11 protein-coding genes, 1 tRNA gene and 1 pseudogene are annotated in these 19,719 nt (G+C 69.7%); 3 read left to right on the forward strand and 10 right to left on the reverse strand.

The window, feature by feature from the left end; translation table 11 throughout:
- Window positions 1–278: 278 nt before the first annotated feature.
- The 7 genes from J7E89_RS37770 to J7E89_RS37800 form a co-directional block, all read right to left on the reverse strand.
- Complete coding sequence (locus J7E89_RS37770) at window positions 279–1,034, reverse strand: hypothetical protein (RefSeq protein ID WP_214980678.1); 756 nt, start codon at window positions 1,032–1,034, stop codon at window positions 279–281.
- On the reverse strand, window positions 1,031–1,504 hold the full coding sequence (locus J7E89_RS37775; protein ID WP_214980680.1) for a thioesterase family protein: 474 nt from the start codon (window positions 1,502–1,504) through the stop codon (window positions 1,031–1,033). Before J7E89_RS37775 ends, J7E89_RS37770 begins: the two co-directional genes overlap by 4 nt.
- Before the next feature lie 2 nt (window positions 1,505–1,506).
- Window positions 1,507–3,171, reverse strand: a complete 1,665-nt coding sequence (ettA, locus tag J7E89_RS37780) for an energy-dependent translational throttle protein EttA (protein WP_214980682.1) — start codon at window positions 3,169–3,171, stop codon at window positions 1,507–1,509.
- A gap of 152 nt (window positions 3,172–3,323) precedes the next feature.
- A complete protein-coding gene (locus J7E89_RS37785; protein ID WP_214980683.1) occupies window positions 3,324–4,757 on the reverse strand; it encodes a Cys-Gln thioester bond-forming surface protein in 1,434 nt (477 codons plus the stop codon).
- 212 nt (window positions 4,758–4,969) lie between these two features.
- Window positions 4,970–5,431 (reverse strand): single-stranded DNA-binding protein, encoded by a 462-nt coding sequence (locus J7E89_RS37790; RefSeq protein WP_214980684.1) that lies wholly within the window; start codon window positions 5,429–5,431, stop codon window positions 4,970–4,972.
- Between the two features lie 124 nt (window positions 5,432–5,555).
- A complete protein-coding gene (locus tag J7E89_RS37795) occupies window positions 5,556–7,409 on the reverse strand; it encodes a GTPase (RefSeq protein ID WP_374196984.1) in 1,854 nt (617 codons plus the stop codon).
- 8 nt (window positions 7,410–7,417) lie between these two features.
- The gene (locus tag J7E89_RS37800) at window positions 7,418–9,028 is read right to left on the reverse strand and encodes a dynamin family protein (RefSeq protein WP_214980699.1); all 1,611 of its coding nucleotides are present in this window, start codon (window positions 9,026–9,028) and stop codon (window positions 7,418–7,420) included.
- 329 nt (window positions 9,029–9,357) lie between these two features.
- Here J7E89_RS37800 and J7E89_RS37805 point away from each other — a divergent pair.
- A tRNA-Arg gene (locus tag J7E89_RS37805) sits at window positions 9,358–9,433 on the forward strand.
- A gap of 671 nt (window positions 9,434–10,104) precedes the next feature.
- On the opposite strand, the gene J7E89_RS37810 is transcribed toward J7E89_RS37805, so the two are convergent.
- Window positions 10,105–12,390, reverse strand: coding sequence for a hypothetical protein (locus J7E89_RS37810; RefSeq protein ID WP_214980686.1), 2,286 nt, complete (start codon window positions 12,388–12,390; stop codon window positions 10,105–10,107).
- Window positions 12,391–12,665: 275 nt separating this feature from the next.
- Between J7E89_RS37810 and J7E89_RS37815 the strand changes: the two genes are divergently transcribed.
- The gene (locus tag J7E89_RS37815) at window positions 12,666–13,181 is read left to right on the forward strand and encodes a hypothetical protein (RefSeq protein WP_214980687.1); all 516 of its coding nucleotides are present in this window, start codon (window positions 12,666–12,668) and stop codon (window positions 13,179–13,181) included.
- A gap of 251 nt (window positions 13,182–13,432) precedes the next feature.
- Here the strand turns inward: J7E89_RS37815 and J7E89_RS37820 are convergent, their stop codons facing one another.
- Together J7E89_RS37820 and J7E89_RS37825 are read right to left on the reverse strand one after the other, a co-directional pair.
- Entirely contained in the window at window positions 13,433–14,491 is a 1,059-nt protein-coding gene (locus J7E89_RS37820) for a hypothetical protein (RefSeq protein ID WP_214980688.1), read from the reverse strand.
- A 60-nt stretch (window positions 14,492–14,551) separates the two neighbouring features.
- Window positions 14,552–17,871, reverse strand: a pseudogene (locus J7E89_RS37825) (BTAD domain-containing putative transcriptional regulator).
- A 218-nt stretch (window positions 17,872–18,089) separates the two neighbouring features.
- On the opposite strand from J7E89_RS37825, the gene J7E89_RS37830 reads away from it, so the two are divergent.
- Window positions 18,090–19,715 carry an MFS transporter gene (locus J7E89_RS37830; RefSeq protein WP_214980692.1) on the forward strand — a complete coding sequence of 542 codons (1,626 nt, stop codon included), beginning with the start codon at window positions 18,090–18,092 and terminating at the stop codon, window positions 19,713–19,715.
- Window positions 19,716–19,719 lie beyond the last annotated feature (4 nt).

Genomic DNA, 19,719 nt, shown 5'->3' on the forward strand with positions numbered 1-19,719 from the left:
TTCAGTGCACTTCTAGGTCGACCATTTCAACACGAGGACCGTTCCGGCTTGGCCGCCTGTTCGGGCCATGGCCGACCGTTCGGGCCTTGGCCGACCATTTGAGCTCGGGGCCGCCCCTTCCAGCCTGGCCGACCGTTCCAGCTCGGGGAGAAACCCATCCAACCTGGCCGGCCATTCCAACCCGGACCGGCCATTTCAGCCCGTCCGGCGCTTGAGGACGGAACCGTTCGCCGGACGCGCGGGCGAAGCAACCCACCCCCGGCCACGCGACAACACACCTACACCGGGGCCACCGAAAGCACGCCGAGCCCGGCCCGACGTACCGCGATCGACCCGTACGGCGTACGCAGCCGAAGCCACCCGCCAACGGCAAGCAGCGCAACCGCACCCGCGCCAGCGCCACCCGCACCTGCCGAGCCCAACCGCAAAAAGCCCAGCGACTGCGCCGCATGCACCGCCCGCAGCGGCAACTCCGTCTCGCCCAGCGTCCGCGACCAGATCTCGCGCCCGATACGGTCCCGAGCCACCCGCGTCCGATCCTCCGGCGCCAACGCCTCGTCCCGCGCCCGGAACTCCGCGACCGCGGCCGCGACCGCCGCGCGCATCGCCTCGGGCTCCGGCAGCCCCGGAACCTGCTGCCAGCCCCCACGAGGGGGCAGCACCCCGGCCCAAGGCGGCCCCGTAACCGCGGCAGGCACCACAACTACCCCGGTGGCCTCCTCGATGCCTTCGAGAAGCTCCCCGGCAGAGACCGTGACATCCAGCTCACCGGCACCGGCACCGGCGCCGGCACCGGCACCCGCACCCGCACCCGCGTCGCCGCCACCGCCCACCGCCGCCGCAACCGCCAGCCGGGACGTCCGTACAGCCAGCACCTCGAACGACGGCGGCCGCCCGAAAACGGCCACCGCCCCGCCGCCCACCTGAAGACGTACCGCCGCGGCCCGGTCGTAATGGATCAGCCGCCCGAGGAACGCGGCAAGGTCCGCCGCCTCCCCCGCATCGGCAAGCGTCAGCCGCCCCGGCGCCGTCATGCGGCGACAGCCCCCCGAGCACCCCGTCGGCCGGCACGGTCGCCGCCATCGTCCAGGTACTCCAGGAGGAAGGACTTCTCCTCCGCCGAGATCCGCCGCGGCCGCGCCGCCTCGAGGTCGTACGGCACTACCACCGTCGAGGCCCGCACGTACACCCGCTCAGGGCTGTCCGCGTCCGCCGCGTCCTTCACTTCGTACGCGATGGTCAGCGACGCCGCGGCGATCTTCGTAACCCACGACTCGATGGTCACCGGCTCGTGCCGGTGGACCAGCGGCAGCTTGTAGTCGATCTCGTGCCGGGCCACGACGGACCCGCCGGCGAACGACGGCGAGCCGTCCCCCGGCGCCAGCCGGAACATGAAGTCGATCCGCGCTTCCTCCAGGTAGCGGAGGAAGACGACGTTGTTGACGTGCCCGAAGGCATCCATGTCCGACCAGCGCAGAGGGCAGCGGTAAATGTGACGCGACAAGATCAGCCCCGCGTCAGCTTCTTGTACGTCGCACGGTGCGGCCGAGTCGCGTCCGCACCGAGCCGCTCGACCTTGTTCTTCTCGTACGACTCGAAGTTGCCCTCGAACCAGTACCACTTCGAGTCACCCTCGTAAGCGAGGATGTGCGTCGCGACCCGGTCCAGGAACCAGCGGTCGTGGGAGATGACCACGGCCGCGCCCGGGAACTCGAGAAGCGCGTTCTCCAGCGACGAAAGGGTCTCGACGTCCAGGTCGTTCGTCGGCTCGTCGAGGAGCAGCAGGTTGCCGCCCTCCTTGAGCGTCAGCGCGAGGTTGAGGCGGTTGCGCTCACCACCGGACAGGACACCGGCCGGCTTCTGCTGGTCCGGTCCCTTGAAGCCGAAGGCCGAGACGTACGCCCGCGAAGGCATCTCGACCTGACCGACGTTGATGTAGTCCAGCTCGTCCGACACGACCGCCCAGAGCGACTTCTTGGGGTCGATGTTGGAGCGGTTCTGGTCGACGTACGAGATCTTGACGGTCTCGCCGACCCGGATCGCGCCGGAGTCCGGGGTCTCCAGACCCTGGATCATCTTGAACAGCGTGGTCTTACCGGCACCGTTCGGACCAATGACACCCACGATGCCGTTACGCGGCAGCGTGAAGGAAAGGTCGTCGATCAGGACCTTGTCCCCGAAGGCCTTCGACAGCTTCTCGACCTCGACGACGATCGAACCCAGACGCGGGCCCGGCGGAATCTGGATCTCCTCGAAGTCCAGCTTCCGCATCTTGTCCGCCTCGGCGGCCATCTCCTCGTACCGGGCGAGACGCGCCTTCGACTTGACCTGGCGGCCCTTGGCGTTGGAGCGGACCCACTCGAGCTCTTCCTTGAGCCGCTTGGCGCGCTTCTCGTCCTTGCGGCCTTCGACCTTGAGGCGGGCGGACTTCTTGTCGAGGTACGTCGAGTAGTTGCCCTCGTACGGAATCGCGCGGCCGCGGTCGAGCTCGAGGATCCACTCGGCGACGTTGTTCAGGAAGTACCGGTCGTGGGTGACGGCGACAACGGCGCCCGCGTACTTCGAAAGGTGCTGCTCCAGCCAGTTCACCGACTCGGCGTCGAGGTGGTTGGTGGGCTCGTCGAGGAGCAGCAGGTCGGGCGCCTCGATCAGCAGCTTGCAGAGCGCGACACGGCGCTTCTCGCCACCGGAAAGGTTGGTGACGGGCCAGTCGCCGGGCGGGCAGCCCAGCGCGTCCATGGCCTGCTCCAGCTGGGCGTCGAGGTCCCAGGCGTTGGCGTGGTCCAGGTCCTCCTGGAGCTTGCCCATCTCTTCGAGCAGCGCGTCGGAGTAGTCGGTCGCCATGAGCTCGGCGACCTCGTTGAAGCGCGTGAGCTTGCCCATGATCTCGGCAGCGCCGTCCTGGACGTTCTCCAGGACGGTCTTGGACTCGTCGAGCTTCGGCTCCTGCATGAGGATGCCGACGCTGAAACCGGGCGACAGGAACGCGTCACCGTTGGACGGCTGCTCCAGCCCGGCCATGATCTTCAGCACCGTGGACTTACCGGCACCGTTGGGACCCACCACACCGATCTTCGCTCCCGGCAGGAAGCTCAGCGTGACGTCGTCAAGGATCACCTTGTCGCCGTGCGCCTTGCGCGTCTTGCGCATCGTGTAGATGTACTCAGCCAAGAGAAACCGTCCGGCAATCGATGTGTGGGCAGATACACCCCATCTTGCCTGACGTCCACCCCGCGAAGGAAACGGGTATGGCAACGGCCCCGGTCCGCCAAGGCGCACCGGGGCCGCAGTGAGCGCCCGGTGACCGGGCCTCGTCGCCGTGTTTACTCTTTGCCGGAGGCGGACTCCTTCTTGCGGACGAAGAAGACCGCGGCGATGCCGAGGACGACGAAGGCGACCGCTACGCCCAGGATCATTGGCGTGGCGTCGGAGCTGCCGGTCTCGGCGAGGTCGAGTCCGTCGGCGGCGGTGGGGGCGTCACCGGCCGTGGCGGGGCTGGGCTGGTTCTGGGGCTGGTCCATGGTGCCGGCGCCGGCACCCATGCCGGTACCGGTGCCGGCGGAGGTGGCGGCGGAGGTCTTGCAGTCGAGGATGCCCTTGAAGTTCTTCTTCAGGCCGCCGGGGCCCTCGATCGTGAAGTCGTACGCCTGGTCCTCCTGGACCGGGATGGTCACAGTCCGCGACTGGCCGGCCGCCACGGTGTGCTTGAAGTCCATGAGCGCGAAGCTGAACGGCTCGTCGCCCTTGTTGGTGGCGGTGATGTCCACCCCGCCCTTCGCACAGTTCTTCTTGGCGGAGAGCGCCGGAATGGCGCCCTTCTTCGCCCACGTGGCGGTGGCGCCGGCGGAGACGGTGGACTCGCTGGAACCGGCCAGGATCTGGGTCTGGCTCTGCGTGACCCCGGCGAAGGCCCGGCCGACCGGCACCGAGGTGGTGCCCTGCACGGTCAGCGAGGTCGAGCCGTCGGCCGCGGCGGCGGGGACGTCGAAGTACAGCTCGCTGCCGTTGGCGGCGGCGGTGACGGGCTTGCCGTCCTTGCCGACGACCTTGACGCCGCTGGCGGCGGCGTCGGCGGGCGGGGCCACGGTGACGCGTCCCGCGTTGGTGCGGACGGTGACCGGGCCGAGCTTCTCGCCGGCCTTGCCGGAGACCGCGTTCGGCTCCAGGGTCAGGGACGCCCTGGGCTCGGCGGCGCCGCGCGCGTTCTTCTCGAGGAAGTCGGCGAGCTTCTCCGCCTTCGGGTCGAGCGCGTCGACCCTGACGTGGTCGGAGTACCGCCAGATCGCGACCTGGGTGCCCGCCGCGGCCGTCTGCTCGGTGAGCGAGCCGACGCCCGCTTGCTTGGCCAGCGCGCTCAGGTCGTCGACCTGCGGGTACGAGTGCTCCAGGATCCAGCGGATCTTGCCGGCATCACGGTTGCCGCCGAGAGACGTCTGGTCCCAGGAGGTCTCCAGGTACTTCGCCTGCTCCTGCGTGGGGCGGTGGACGTCGATGCAGTACGTCTTGAGCGTGCCGCCACCGTCGACGGTCATTTCGAACAGGCCGGCGGGGATCTGCTGGTCACCGCCGGCCGTGCGGAGGACGGCCTTGTCGTAGGTCTTCAGCCCGTTGAGCGTGGCTGCCGCACCACCCTGGTGCTGCGGCGCCTCCACCGCGGCGGCGGGCCCCGCGGCAGCTATCGCCCCCGCGGCGAGGAGACCCGTAGCCACGGCCGCGGCGGAGAGACGGGCGGAGCCCCGTCCGCGTACAGAGGCCACTGAGGACGCAGAACGCAGAAAAGACGCAAACAACACAGAGAGCGCAGAAAACACAGAATTCCCCTTCGGGCGAGGCCCTTTCGCGTGGTGCGACCGTGGGGGAGTGCCTCGCCGACAGACTCAAGTGCCCCGTGAGTATCCGGAAATCCTAGAGACGCGCCGAACGACAGCCCTCTGTCATACCGTCAGATAGCCATTCCGAATCAGAATCGTTATCGCTCACCTCTACCCTGAGCCGGCACTGTCGACAAATCACCGTGCGAATCGGCCGAGTTGTGCCCTTCCGTCACCGAACGCCGCGTCAACGCCGGATCACCCTTCACCACGCGTCTGAACGCGGACGTACCGCGCGTCATGTCGTGCCCCACGGCCAGTGCCTCGATGTCCGCCGAGAATCTGCGCTGTCCGTCCTTCTCCTCGTCGCGGATCCTCAACCGCCCGTGCACGAGCAGTGGTTCGCCGATGGAAACCGAGCCGGCCAGGTTCGTGGCCAGCGACCGCCGCGCCCACACCGTGTAGAAGCTGGACTGCCCGTCCGCCCAGCTCTCCTTCTGGCGGTCCCAGTACCGCGCCGTCACCGCGAACCGGAAGCGCGCCACCCCGCCCGCCGCCGAATCCCGGTAGTCCACCCCTGTCGCGGCATTGCCCACCAGCGTCACCCAGGTGTCACTCATCCCGATTCCCCCTCCGCCCTCGTTCGCGCTGTCCCCGGCGCTGTCCCTGTCTCTGTCTCTGTCTCTGTCCAACTGACTGGTCCCATGCTGGACCGGAAGCGGCGAGCCCGCCGGAGCCTGTGGGCTACCGGCCGGTTGTGGACAAGCCCGTCACCGCCACGTACTGCTCCCGCACCTCCCAGTACCGCATCAGCTCCGCCGACACCGGATCCAGTACGCGCGCCCGGCCGCACCCGGCGGCCGCCTCCCGCAGCCGCCGCTCGGCGTCCTGCCCGTACCGCCGCGCCGGCCCCCTCGCCGCAACCGAGCACGCCCACTCCACCAGCGGGCCGCCCACGATCCCGGCGAGCATCACCAGTACGGGCGGCAGCAGTTGCGGCTCCAGTACGCCCACGATCTGGCCCACCAGCCACAGCCCGCCGAAGATCTGGAGCAGGGTCATCGAGGCCTGGGTCAGTACCGCCGCGGGCCACCACGCGGGCTTGGGCGGCCTGCCGCGGGGCACTCCGGCCCGTACCGCCAGTACGTCCAGCTCCTCCGGCAGTCCGGCCGCGCCGCGCACCGCCGCCTCCCGTACCGCCTGCGCCCAAGGGGCCGGCAGCCCGGCGGCGGCATCGTCCGCGACCGTACGCACGGCCTGCTCCACGCGCTGTCTGGCGGTGATCTCTTCCTCCTCCCCCTCGGCCGGGGTCTGCCCGGAAATCGGGTCGAGCCCCGCCCCCAGGGCCCGGTTCGCCTCGTACCAGCGCCACAGCCTCAGCCAAGGCGTCCCGCACGACTTCCCGGCGTTGCGCCGCCACTCGCGCTCCGCCGCCTCGCCCACGGCCGCCGCGCCCACCGCCGCCGCCAGCCGGTCAGTGAACCGGTCCCGGGCCCGCTCCCCGAGCTCGGGAGGCCGCCGCCCGTCGGCGACGTAGACCGGTCGCAACCGGGCCGCGGCGCCGTCCACGTCGGCGGACAGCCTGCGGGCGGGGGCCCCGCGCTCCTGGACGAACTGGCCGAGCATCTCGCGAAGCTCGCCGACGCCCTCACCCGTCAGCGCCGACAGGGCCAGCACCGTGGCACCCGGCTCGCCGTGCTCGCCGAGCGCCATGCCGTCCTCGTCGAGGAGCCTGCGCAGATCGTCGAGGACGAGGTCGGCGGCGTCGCCCGGCAGCCGGTCCACCTGGTTGAGCACCACGAAGGTGACCTCCGCGTGTCCGGCGAGCGGCCGCAGATAGCGCTCGTGCAGTACGGCGTCGGCGTACTTCTCCGGATCGACGACCCAGATCACCGCGTCGACGAGCGTGAGCACGCGGTCGACCTGGTCGCGGTGAACGGTGGCGGCCGAGTCGTGGTCGGGCAGGTCGACGAGCACGAGCCCGTTGAGCGCCTCGTCGCGGAAACCGAGCGGCGCCGGCCTGCGGCGCAGCCGCCCGGGGATCCCGAGCCGGTCCAGCAGGCCGGCGGCGCCGTCCGTCCAGCTGCACGCGATGGGCGATGAGGTGGTCGGCCTGCGGAGTCCCGTGTCGGAGATCTGGACGCCCGCGAGGGCGTTGAAGAGCGTCGACTTGCCGCTGCCGGTGGCGCCGGCGACGGCGACGACGGTGTGCCGGGCGGAGAGGTGCTGGCGGGCGGCGGCCTCGTCGAGCACGCGGCCGGCCTCGGCGAGCGTGGCCGCTTCGAGGCGGGTACGGGAGAGCCCGACGAGCTCGCGCAGGGCGTCGAGGCGTCCGCGCAGCCGGCCCCCGTAAGCGCCGCCGGGCGGCAGGCCGTCGTACTCGTCGCTGCCGTCCTGCGGCGCGTTGGACGGGGGCCGCACGGGGCGCGGGGGCCGCACGGGGCGCGCCGCGCGCTCGGCGGCGCGCCGGGCGATCAGCCCGTCGTCCCACCGCCCCTCAGGGGGCCCATCCATGCCTCCCACCCCCTCCACCCCCTCCGCGCCATGGAGGCCATCGACACCATCCATGCCATCCGTGTCATCAGTCACAGCAGTCACGTTTGCGGTCACTTCTCCTTCTGCAACACGGACAGCGCGGCGATCAGCGCTGCCTGCGGCTCCGGGGTCACTTCGAGGGCGTCGAGCGGCGCCAGCCGCAGCTCCCTTTCAGTGCTCAGTACGCGGTCGATGTACGTCGTCAGCAGCTCCCCGCCCTTGTCACGCAGCCGGGTCGCGGCGACCGCGCCGATCCGCTCGGCCAGCCGTTCCCCGGCGGTGCGCGCCCGTCGGCCGCCCAGCAGCGCGGCGGCGAGCAGGGCGGCGACGGTTTCGGCGTCGGGCGCGGGCGGGCGTTCCAGGTCCCGTACCTCTTCCTCGGCGAGCTCTTCGAGCACCCTGCGCCAGCGCCGTGCGGCCATCCCGATCCGCTCGCCGGCCTCCCGGTGGGGGATCGCGAACGCGACCGCGTCGGCGGCGGGCTCCCGCCGCCATGCCTCGTGGACGTGTTCGTCGGCGGCGGCCACGGCGCACTGGAGCAGCGCGGTGAGGCTCCCGACGAGCGAGTCGAGAAGCTCACCCGCCGAACTGTCCAGCGGATAACCGCGCCACCGGGTGAGGGCGTCCCCGGAGAGGACCGCGCCGCGCTGGAGCCGGCGGCGTACCCGCGTGCCCTCTTTCTCGTACGCCTCTTCGACGTCCGCGGTCAGCCGTACGGACGCGGCGTACTGGGCGGCGACTGCCCCGGCGAGCTCGGGCATCCGGGCGTTGAGCGACTCGATGACGCCTGTCGCGGTACGGCCGACGGCCTGCTGCCGGGCCGCCGGGTCGTGCACCCGGTGCGCCAGCCAGGCGCGCAGCGGCTCGACGGCGGTGGAGGGCAGCAGCCCGGTGCCGCCGCCTGCGGACTCGGGCAACTCGGGGATGGTGAAGCGCGGTACGTCGCCGAGCCCGGCCTTGGTGAGCAGCGCGGCGTACTGCTGCGACACCTCGCCGATCACCTGGTGGGGCACCCGGTCGAGGACGGTGACGAGGGTGGCGTCGTACTCCTTCGCGGTACGCAGCAGGTGCCAGGGCACGGCGTCGGCGTACCGGGAGGCGGTGGTCACCATCACCCACACATCGGCGGCGCAGATGAGTTCGGCGGCGAGCACCCGGTTCCGGGCGACGAGCGAATCAATGTCCGGGGCATCGAGGAGGGCGAGCCCGCGCGGCAGCGTCCCCACGGTCTCCACGCGCAACGTGTCCCCGCCGTCGGCGCCCCTCTCCCCCTCCAGGGACCCGTCCGCCGCCTCTTCCTCCCCCTCCTGCCGAGGCAGCCATACGCGCGTGAGCTGCGGCAGTACGCGGAGATTGGCGAACCAGTGGTGATCGTCCGGGTGGCATACGAGCACGGGCGTACGCGTGGTGGGCCGCAGCACGCCGGCCTCGCTCACCCGCCTGCCCACCAGCGAATTGACGAGGGTCGACTTGCCGGCTCCGGTGGAGCCGCCGATGACGGCGAGCAGCGGTGCTTCGGGCTGTTTCAGCCGGGGCAGCAGATAGTCGTCGAGCTGCGCCAGCAACTCGATCCGTGCCTGCCTCGCGCGCGGAGCCCCCGGTAGGGGGAGCGGGAGCCGCACGGCAGCGACACGGTCGCGCAGGGCGGAGAGTGCGTCGATCAGCTGAGGCCGTGCGTCCAAGGTCACCACATGCGAAGAATGCCCAATTTTGGAGCCTTTTAGAAGCTTAAAGGGTCCTCTGCGCGCCTATGCGCGCCAATTGGCGGCGAGGGACAGACGGTACGAGTGGGGTACAGGCATAACGAGTGCACAACACCCGGGGCGTGAGACGTTAAAAGCGATGCGCGATTCGCACTCGCCTGCGATTATCAGGTTCGCTTCACCGAACCTCCACATCGTGCCACGCAGGTGAAGCAACCGGCCCAAGGCGATCGGAGCCCTATCCTTGTCCCCGGCAAGGTCCAGGACCCCTACCGGCCCGGGGCCCAGGCCACCGAGGTCATGATCCGGCCCCCGTAGCTCAGTGGATAGAGCAGGCGCCTTCTAAGCGCTTGGCCGCAGGTTCGAGTCCTGCCGGGGGCGCCACCGCCCAGCCCTCCCTTGCGGAGGGCTTTTTTTGCTGGTCAGCGCGGGGCTCCCAGCACGCATGCAAGCGCCGGCCCCCCTGGAAACGTCGGGGAGGGTCCGGTGATGATCCTTGAGCTGTCCGGAGATGCACCGGGCATACGTGGCGAGGAACACGGGCAGGCTGTTGCCCGCCCACTCGGCCACCTGAGTCGGCGGGATCCGTGCTTAGCAACGTCGTCAGACACGTGTGTCGCAGGTCGTAGATCCGCCTGCCGAGCGGTGACGCGAACTCCTCCCGAGTGAGAACTTTCCCTGCGAGCACTCCGCCAGACGCACCGGAAGACCGAGCCGGACAGCATGGCGCCCTTCTGCCCTGGGAACAGAAGGCCGCCGGGCCTGAGGCTCTCCGCCCTGATGTGTTGGCGCAGGATCCTCGTCAGTGCGGGGGCACGGCACGACCCGGGTGTCGTCAGCGGCCCTGCCCTTGAGCCCGCGTTCTTCGTGCACCTCCGCGGTGTCCGTCCACTGCTTCCCCACCTCAGGCTGTGCGGTGTGGAACAGCAGCTCACCCCACTGGTCGTCTTCTGCCTCACCCGGCAGGCGTGCATCGGGTTCGTACTCCATGGCGACGTGCTGCGGCCCCGCACCCAAGAGATTGGGGTGCGGGGCCGAAGCGCGCGTACGTCAGGTCAGCCCTGTGCGGCCTTCCTGCGGCGCATCCACCACGTCAGGCCGCCACCGACAGCGGCGAGGGCCGCCGCGAGGGCCGCGATGAGCCCGATCGGGGTGTCCGACCCGGTGTCGGCGAGGTCGCCGTCCGGATCCTGCGGGCCCGTCGTCGGCTTGTCCGCCGGAGGGATGGACGGGGTCGGGTCCGACGGTGCCGGAGTGGACGGCTGGCCGGTCGGCTTGGGATCCGTCGGCGTCGGCGTGGGATCCGCACCGCCACCACCGCCGGTGGACTTCGCCGCGGTGTTCCCGCCCAGCAGTAGCAGACCCTTGTCCTTCGCGTCGCCGGTCACCGTCTGGAGGGAGCTCTTCGTCTGACGGGGCTTGTACCGGTGCTCCGCCTGGAACCGCACACTGGTGATGTTCCGCTTGGGCTGCTTGGAGAAGTCCACACCACCCACGCTGTAGGTGTACGGGCCGCCTCCGGCGTCGTGCTCCCACTTCGACTCACCCTCACGGAACGACTTCAGGTACGCCTGGTAGGTCGTCTCCCGCGTCCAGTCCTTGTTCGCCCCGCGCAGAGGCCACTTCGACACGTCACCAGAGTTGATGATCGGCCGGTAGTCCGTGGGCGCCTTGGCGTCCTGCTGGCGGATCCACTCAGCCGCCACCCGGGCGGTGTAGACGCGGCGCAGGTCGGCGTACTCCGGGTCGTTGTTGACGCGCTTCTCGACCTCGGGGATGATCAGCCGGTTGACCTGCCGTTCAGCCCACTTCTTCTCGGCCTCGTTGAAGTCGCAGAAGAAGGAGCCCGGCGGAACGTTCGTCATCTTCATGTACTCCGACTTCACCTTCAGCGGTGCGTCGAGGATGTAGATGCCGCCGTCCTGCTCACGAACCTGCGCGGTGCCCGGCTCAATCCAGTTACGGACCTGGAAGAAACACGGAACGCCGTCCTTGTTCTTCGGCATGGACTTCCAAAACCGGTCCGCCTCGTCCCGCTTGGTGGGGTTGATGGCGTCGGCGTAGTCCCGCTTCATCTCCAGGTCGGCCTCCAGCAGGACCCGGCCGGCGTCGGTCTTCCCGAACTTGGCGTCCATGATCTTGTCCGGCTGGTCCGGGTTCAGGTTCACCCAGAACTTCGACGGATCCAACGCCAGCCACGTGAAGAACGCATCCGAGATCATCTGCGCCTTGGCCTTGCCGCCCCAGCCCGGAGTCCGGTCCTCGTCCGTCTTCTTCGCGGAGAACGAGTAGTCCAGGCCCTGACCCTTGACGGGCTTGCCGACGTAACGCAGATCCAGAGTGGAGAAGTCGATACCACCCGGACCGCGGGGACGCTGGTTCCCACCGTTGAGTTCCCGCGCCCGCTCCGCCTGCGCCTTCGCGTCCTTCGGCGTCGGCGCGGAGTTGTTGACGGCCTGGTTCCCCGCACCCCGCGACCCCTGGTTCTGGCCCGGCTTGGGGTTCATGTACGGGTCGTACAGGCTGTGCGGGCCCGGCTTGTAGCGGGGTTTGCCGTCGGCGATGTGCTCACGGGTGACGACACGGTTGCGGCCCTGGGCGTCCTTGCCGAACTCCTTGTCCAGCCCCTTGTAGGTGCTGGTGGCGTCGGGGGACTTGCCCTCACCGAAGATCCCGATCAGGCGGGCCTTTGGGTCCGCCCGCATCACCGCCTGGTCCTTCGGAGTCTGACCCGACTTGTGGTTGGGCCCGGACTTGACCTCGACATGCTCACCGGTCTTGTAGTTGACCGCGTCATACCGGCGGAAGCGCTTGTTGCCCTTCTCGTCGGTGTACTCGACGTCCTCTTCGCAGTACCAGTCCGGCCCGGTCAGCCCAAGGTCCTTCACGACTTTCTTATGGAACGCCTCACCCTTGGCCTTACGGGACGCCATCTCGATGTACGCCTCGTTCACCCACCGGTCGAACGATCCGTACTTGTTGACGCCGTTGTTGCCGTCCAAGTACCGCTTGTAGGACGCCCACACCTTGCGCGGGTCGCCCTCCTTGTACCTCTTGGGATCCGCGCCGGTCTCGTTGAGGATCTTCTGCCGCTCAGCATCAGTGTCGCCGGGGAGGATGACCCCGTCCATGGCCTGACGCTGGTTGTCGTAGAAGTAGTCGTCCCACTCGTTCAGGTCGCGGATGGTGTCCTGTCCGTCCAGCGGCTTGTTCCTGGGCGGAACCCCCTTCAGGTTGAACAGGTCTTCGCAGAGCTCCTGCTTCTTCTTCCCCGGTACCGGTTTCGGCTTCGGCGCCGCGTCAGCGCTGCCCTGAAGCCCCGGCAGTCCGGTGACTGCCATCACTCCGGCGCAGGCGAGAGCAACAGCAGCCCTCGCCCACCCCCGCACGCGTGGCGGTCGTATCGAATGGCTCACGTAATGTCCTTGGGGAGCCCAGAACGGGTGTGATCTCCAGTGACGCCAGGGGCCCCCGTGGTCGTTGGCGTCACCAAGCAACCCACCATAGGGGGAGTTGACATGCTCGCACCAACCGACACGCGGGTCTTGGTCCCCAACTCGGCTGGTCTGCCCGATCGTTACCTGGACTGTCAGAGGCGGACCGTAGGCTCCCCGGTATGAACGTGACCTCACCGCAGTGGCGCGACAACCCCCGCCTCAACCACTGGCTCACCACCCAGGAGGAGGCCTTTCCCACCTGGCAGCAGACCACCCCGGGGACATGGGACTTCACCCCCGCCTCCCTCGACCGGCTCGAAGACGCCATACGCAGCCGGTACGCCACCTACGAGGAAGCCGACGCCGCGCACGAGGACCCGTTCATGACGGTCGCCGTCTGGTACCTGGGAGAAACCGTCCGCCGCGCCCACCCGGACGCCGTCTGGTCATGCAGCCCAACCCCGGGCGAAGGCGCCTGGGCCCGGGTCAGCCCCCTGCTGACCTACGCCACCGAAACCCTCGACGACCAGGTTCGCGAGGAGATCGAGGAGCGCGAGGCCGCGTACGACGAAGTCCTCCCGCAACGAAACCCGACCGACGACATCAAAGCCCTCCACATCAGCGACCGGCGCCTGAGTGAGGCCCTGGACGACTACACCGCCTTCCAGGAATACCTGGCCTCCGTTGCCGGTTGACGTATTCCCCGCCCTCAAGGACGGGGTACGGATGCGGCAGCTTGCGCGAGGCGCCTTCCAAACGCCTGGCCGCAGGTTCGAGTCCTGCCGTGGGCGCCACGCCCGATCGGTCTAAAGCCCTTCCTCCGGGAGGGCTTTTCTGCTGTCCACGAACGGCGCCGGACCGCCCCGCATGGTCGCGGAGCGGTCCGGCGTGTCCGGCTGTGCCCGAGATGCATCGGGCATACGTCGCCCGCGCACTCATGCTGTCGCTAGGCGTCCATCTCCCCCATCATGATCTGCATCATCGCGCCCATGACGTCCTGCGGGTTGAGCGTGGAGGCACCCTCCGGGGCCTTGACCGGTGCGGCATCGGCGTTGAAGCCAATGGACACGGGGAGCTTGCCCGCGGCCTTCTTGTCGAACTGCGCGAGATCGATGGTGACGCCGGACAGCTTCTCGTCCTTGATCGCCACATCGAAGTCGATGTTCTTGCTCGGGACGTCCTTGAGGTCGGAGAGCTTGAACTCCTTCGGCAGCTGCTTCTCCATCGGCTTGAGCGCCTCGGCGATCGCGCCGGCGGTCTTCCTCGCCGGGACGGTGACCTTGACGTGGTCGGCGCCGTCGCGGCTGCCCGCGTCGGTGAACTTAGCGTTGTCGGCTATCGCCTTGCTCAGCGCCTTGGTGATCTTCTGCTGGGTCTTGGTGTCAAGGGCCCCTGTGTCAGGGAACGGAGAGGCATCACCGGCGTCCTCACCCATGCTCTTGGAGAATTCCTCGAACGCCTTCGGATCGATCGAGACCCATTCTCCGGCGAGCGCGTCCTTCACAGACCGGTACGACGACGGCAGCTTGTCGGCGGAGTCGAGAAAGGACTCGAACTCCTCCATGTCAGCCTTGTTTTCAGCATCGCCGGCATCTGCCGCGAGCGACATCAGCTTCTTGAGGTCGACCCGCATGAATATCGTGCCGTCGCCGAGGCCACGAACCTCAATCATGTCCTTCCCCTGGCCGTGCGACATGCGGAAGGCGGTTGACGCGCCGTCCTTTGTGTCCTCAAGCGGCTTCTTCGAGCTCATGGACAGGGAGACGTCGAGATCCGCGAGTATCTTCGCGGTGTCGCGGGTGAAGTCCTCCTCGCCCTTCATCGCCGTCCAGATCTGCTGCTCGGTGCCGTCGAAGCCGAACGTCATGGTGACGGCCTTCTGCCCGGTGAACCCATCGACGGCACGCTGGACCTTGGTGCCGGCGCTGATGTTCTCGGTGCCGCAGGCGACCATGGATGTGGCTATGAATACGACGCAGCCGGCGGCGGCCACGCCCTTACGCATGGTGTTGATGTGGTACTCCGTTGCTGGTCAGGTGAGTGCTGATCACTCTGACTCGCAGGGCTACCGGAAGGTTGCACGAGTCCAGAACCCGGACGGTCCGCTACGCAGGTGTTCTTCCCGTGTCAGTACGCCGCCCCGCTCGAACTCCGCGGCGTAACCGGCCTGCCCAGTGCCTCCCTGACCCGGGTGGTGATGCGGTCCACGTCGCAGCGTTCGCCGCCGCGCAGGAGTGCCCGTACCGACTGTCTGGTCGCGGTGGCCGCGCCCAGCAGCCGGGAGGCGTGCTCGTGGTGGCCGGCCAGGGACTGCGCGCCGGCCAGGCCCTCCAGGGCCAGCGCGATCGCCCGGGGGTCGCCGGAGTCGCAGGCGGCCGCGTAGCCGTCCAGTTGGAGCGCCAGAGCGGCCGGCGCGTCGCCGCGGCACTCCGCGACGAATCCGAGTTCGGCCAGGATCAGCGAGGGCCTGGCCGGCTCGTAACCCATCTGGCGGTGCAGGTCGAGCACTCGGTGCAGGTGGATCTCCGCCGCGTCGAGGTCACCTGCCCTGCGCGCCCCGAGACCGAGTCCGATCTCGGCGAACTGCTCCCCGAACGCGTCCGACTGCTCGGCGGCGAGCCGCCCGGCGCGTTCGTGGAACTCCTTGGCCTGCGGAAGCTCCCCCGTCAGCAGCGCCACGCGGCCGAGGCTGGAGAGGTGGAACGACACCTGGATCCACAGTCCCAGGTCCTCGGCCATTCTCAGTCCGTCCCGGTACAGCCGCCCGGCCTGCTGGTAGTCGCCGGTGATTTCGGCCAGGGTTCCGAGCGGCACCATGGCCTGGAGCTGCCCCCACTGGTCGCCCAGTTCCCGGAAGAGTTCGAGGCTCTGCTCGCCGTCCCGCCGCAGCGCGCTGAAATCTCCCCGCAGCTTCGCGTGGAACGTCAGACTGCCCAGGGCCGCGGCGATCCCCCAGCGGTCGCCGACCGACCGGAACGTTGCCAGCGCCCGGTGGATCAGGTCCTCGCTCGGCCCCAGGTCGCCGATGCCGTAGAGGCTGGACGCGAGGAACCACTGGGCCCGGGCATGCCCGCCCGGGTCGTCGACCTCCACCTGTTCGTACGGCTGGAGGGCGGCGCGGTACTCCGCCAACGGGTCGGCGACGCCGCCGAGTACCAGCTTGAAGCCGCCCAGCAGGGCGGTGGCCCGGGCCGTGGCGGCGGGCGGCGCCGCGCCGCCGATCGACAGCGCGGCGGTCAGGGATCGCTTGGCCTCGTTGTTCCGGCCGCGCAGGTACCAGTACCAGCTGAGCGCGTTGGTGAGGCGCAGGGCCCCGTCGGCGTCACCGAGTTGTACCGCGCAATCGAGCGCCGTACGCAGGTTCGCCGTCTCGTCGTCCAGGCGGTGCAGCCACTGCCGCTGGCCGTGACCCCGCAGATGCGGCTCGGCGTGTTCGGCGAGGCCGGTGTAGTAATCGCGGTGCCCGCGCCGCAGAGCCTCGAACTCGCCTGCCTCCTGGAGGCGTTCGACGCAGTAGGCGGTGACTGATTCGAGCAGCTGGTACCGGGGCCCGTCCGTGCCGTCGGTCATGACCACCAGCGACCCGTCCACCAGGCGTGCGAGTACGTCGAGCACTTCCGTACGGTCCACGTCGTGCGCGGCGCAGGTCTCCTCGGCGGCGGCGAGCGTACAGCCGTCGGCATGCACGGCGAGCCGGCCGAGCACCGCGCGCTCCTGGTCGCCGAGCAGCTCCCAGCTCCAGTCGATCACCGCCCGCAGCGTGCGCTGGCGCGCCGGGGCGCTGCGCGCTCCCACCGCGAGCAGGTGAAACCGGTCGTCGAGGCGCGCGGCCAGCTCGCGTACGCCGAGTGCCCGTACCCGGGTGGCGGCCATCTCCAGGGCGAGCGGAATGCCGTCGAGGCGCCGGCAGATCGAGACGACCGCCTCGACGTTGGTCTCGTCGAGTACGAAGTTCGGTGCCGCCGCGGTCGCCCGCGCCACGAACAGCTCGACCGCGCTGAAGCGGCGTACGGCCGCGGGGGTGAGCTCCGTCGTGGCCTCGGGCCGTCGCAGCGGGGGCACCTCCTGGAGGTGTTCACCGGTGATGCCGAGCGGAACCTGGCTGGTGGCCAGGATCCGCAGGGCGGGCGCGGCTTTGAGTAACTGCTCGGTCAGCTCCGCGACCGGACCGACCACATGCTCGCAGTTGTCGAACACCAGCAGGGCCGGCCGCTCGCCCAGCGCCTGGGCGACCCTGTCGGTCAGCGAAGGCGGCGCGCCCCCGGACCCTGGTCCGGCGGCGACCATGTCGTCCCGTACCCGCAAAACCGCTCCGACCAGCTCGTGCACCTCTGCGGAGGAAGTCGCGGACCGCGTGCCTGGGGACGAGGACGAGGACGGGGACGGGGACGGGTCGAGGGCACCGAACTCTGCCAGCCGTACGCCGCCCGGGAACTCGGCACCGAGCTGCGCGGCGGTCGCGAGCGCCAGCTGCGTCTTGCCGACCCCGCCCGAACCGGTGAGCGTCACCAGCCTGTTCGCGCCCAGCAGTGAGCGGAGCTCGCTGATCGCCTCCGCCCTGCCGATCAGGTCGGTGAGCGCGGTGGGGAGGTTCGTCGGCGGGTTGGCCGCAGTGGTGGCGGGAGGAGGTACGGCGGTCAGCGCCGCGTCCTGGGTGAGGATCGCCTGGTGCAGGGCCGCGAGTTGGGGGCTGGGGTCCAGGCCCAGGCTCTCGGCGAGCCGCTCGCGTAGGTCGGCGTAGCTGCTGAGGGCGGCGCTCTGCCGGCCCGCGAGGTAGAGGGCGCGCACGTGAGCGGTGCGCAGCCGTTCCCGGAGGGGGTGCAGGGCGACCAGGTCCCCGAGTTCGTCGGCCACCAGGGCGTGTTCGCCGAGGTCCAGCCGCGCCTCGGCCTGCTCTTCCAGCGCGGTCAGCCGCTGTTCCTCCAGCAGTTCTCTCGCTGCGCGGGTGAACTCCTCGTCGGCGAAGTCGGCGAAAGCGGGCCCGCGCCACACCGCGAGGGCGTCCGCCAGCAGTGCGGCGCGTGCCCGGGGATCACCGGCGGCCCGCGCCCGTGCCGTCAGGTCGCGGAACCTGCCCGTGTCCACCGCGCCTGTGTCGACCAGCAGTTGGTACCCCGGTGGACGGGAGATCACCAGCTCACGGGCACCGGGCTCGGCGGCTTCGAGCGCTCGCCGCAGCTGCCAGACCTTGCTCTGCAGGACGGCGACCGGGTTGTTCGGCGGCTTCGTACCCCAGAGGTCGTCGATCAGCCGGTCCACGGACACCGGTCTCTCCTGGTGCACCAGGAGGCCGGCCAGCAGGGCACGGACCTTGAGCTCCGGCACCCGGACGGGCCGCCCGTCGGCCGTCCACACCGCCAACGGACCGAGCACCCCGAAACGCATGTGATCACGCTAACTCGGAGCGGCGATCAATGACAGAGCGATATCGGTCCCCTGATGACCGGCCGAGAGCGGTCGGGGGCGGTCGGGGGCGGTCGGGCGGTGCGGGGCGGCCAAGACCGGCGGCCAAGAGCGGCCGAGACCGGACCGAGAGGGCGCCGGGAGGACTCGCGGCCACTGTGGTGGCCGGATCACATCCCACGACTCGCAGAAGGAATCCCATGTCATCGAACGCCCCTGCGGCCGCCGCGCCCAAGGCCGGGGCCCGGGAGTGGGCCGGGCTTGCCGTGCTGGCCCTGCCCACCCTGTTGATCTCCCTCGACCAGAGCGTGCTGTTCCTGGCGCTGCCGCACCTCGCCGAGGCCATGGAGCCCTCCGGTACGCAGGCGCTCTGGATCATGGACGTCTACGGATTCATGATCGCCGGCTTCCTGGTCACCATGGGTACGCTCGGGGACCGGATAGGCCGCCGGAAACTTCTGATGATCGGTGCGGTCTGCGTCAGCATCACCTCGGTGACGACCGCCTACTCCACCAGCGCCGAGATGCTGATCGCGACCCGCGCGCTGCTCGGTGTCTCCGCGGCGACGCCCATGCCGTCCACCCTCGCCCTGATCAGCAACATGTTCCACGACGCGCACCAGCGTGGCCGGGCGATCGCGGTATGGGCCAGTTGCTTCATGGCGGGCACCGCGCTCGGCCCGGTCATCGGCGGGACGCTGCTCGAGTTCTTCTGGTGGGGCTCGGTGTTCCTGTTGGGCGTACCGGTCATGGTGATCCTGCTGATCGCGGCGCCGATCCTGCTGCCGGAGTACCGCGACCCCGACGGCGGCAAGCTGGACCTGCTCAGCGTGGTGCTCTCGCTGGCGACGATCCTGCCGGTCATCTACGGGCTCAAGGAGCTCGCCAGGTACGGCTGGGAGCCGCTGCCGATTGCGGCGATCCTTGTCGGTGTGGTTCTCGGCGCGGTGTTCGTGGCGCGACAGCGCAAGCTCACCCACCCGCTGCTCGACATGCGCCTGTTCAGCAGTGGCGGGTTCACCTCGGCACTGGCGATCCTGTTGTTCTCGATGATCGCCACGGGCGGGAGCTACCTGTTCATCACCGGTTTCCTCCAGATGGTCGAGGGGCTGTCGCCGATTGAGGCCGGGCTGTGGATGGTGCCGTCGGCGCTGGCGTCCATCCTCGCCGGGCAGTTGGCCCCGGCCATGGCGAAGCGGTTCGCGCTGGGCGTCGTCATCGCCGTGGGGCTGGGCAGCAGCATGCTGGGTTACGTGCTGATCGCCTTCGTCAGCCCGGTCGGCGGGCTGCCGCTGCTGGTGGCCGGCTTCGTGATCGCCTTCTTCGGCGGCGGCCCCATCGGAGCACTGGGCACCAGCCTGGTGGTGGGCTCCGCCCCGCCGGAGAAGGCCGGTTCAGCGGCCGCGCTGTCGTCGATCAGTGGCGATTTGGGGACGTCGCTGGGCATCGCCGGGCTGGGCAGTCTCGGCGCCGCCGTGTACCGGAGCGAGCTCGAACTGCCGGCCGGTCTGCCGACGGGCGCGGCGGAGACGGCCCGGGGCGGCATGGAGGGAGCGCTGGCCGTGGCCCAGCAACTGCCCGCCGAGATGGGGGGCCAGGTGCTGGCCGCTGCCCGGGACGCGTACACGAGTGGACTGAACACGGTCGGGATCGCGTGCGCGGTACTCGCCGCCGTGCTCACCTTCACCGCGGCGACGGTGCTGCGCGGTGCGGGTGGTGGTCAGGGGAAGAGCCCGCAGGAGGAGGGTCCTGGGCCGGAGAGGCCGGGGCAGGACGAGACACCCTCACTCGCCGAGGGCAGGCTGGCGGCTCTTCCGGAGCGGTAGTCCT

The organism is Streptomyces sp. ISL-100, from assembly GCF_018614615.1.
Classification (GTDB): domain Bacteria; phylum Actinomycetota; class Actinomycetes; order Streptomycetales; family Streptomycetaceae; genus Streptomyces.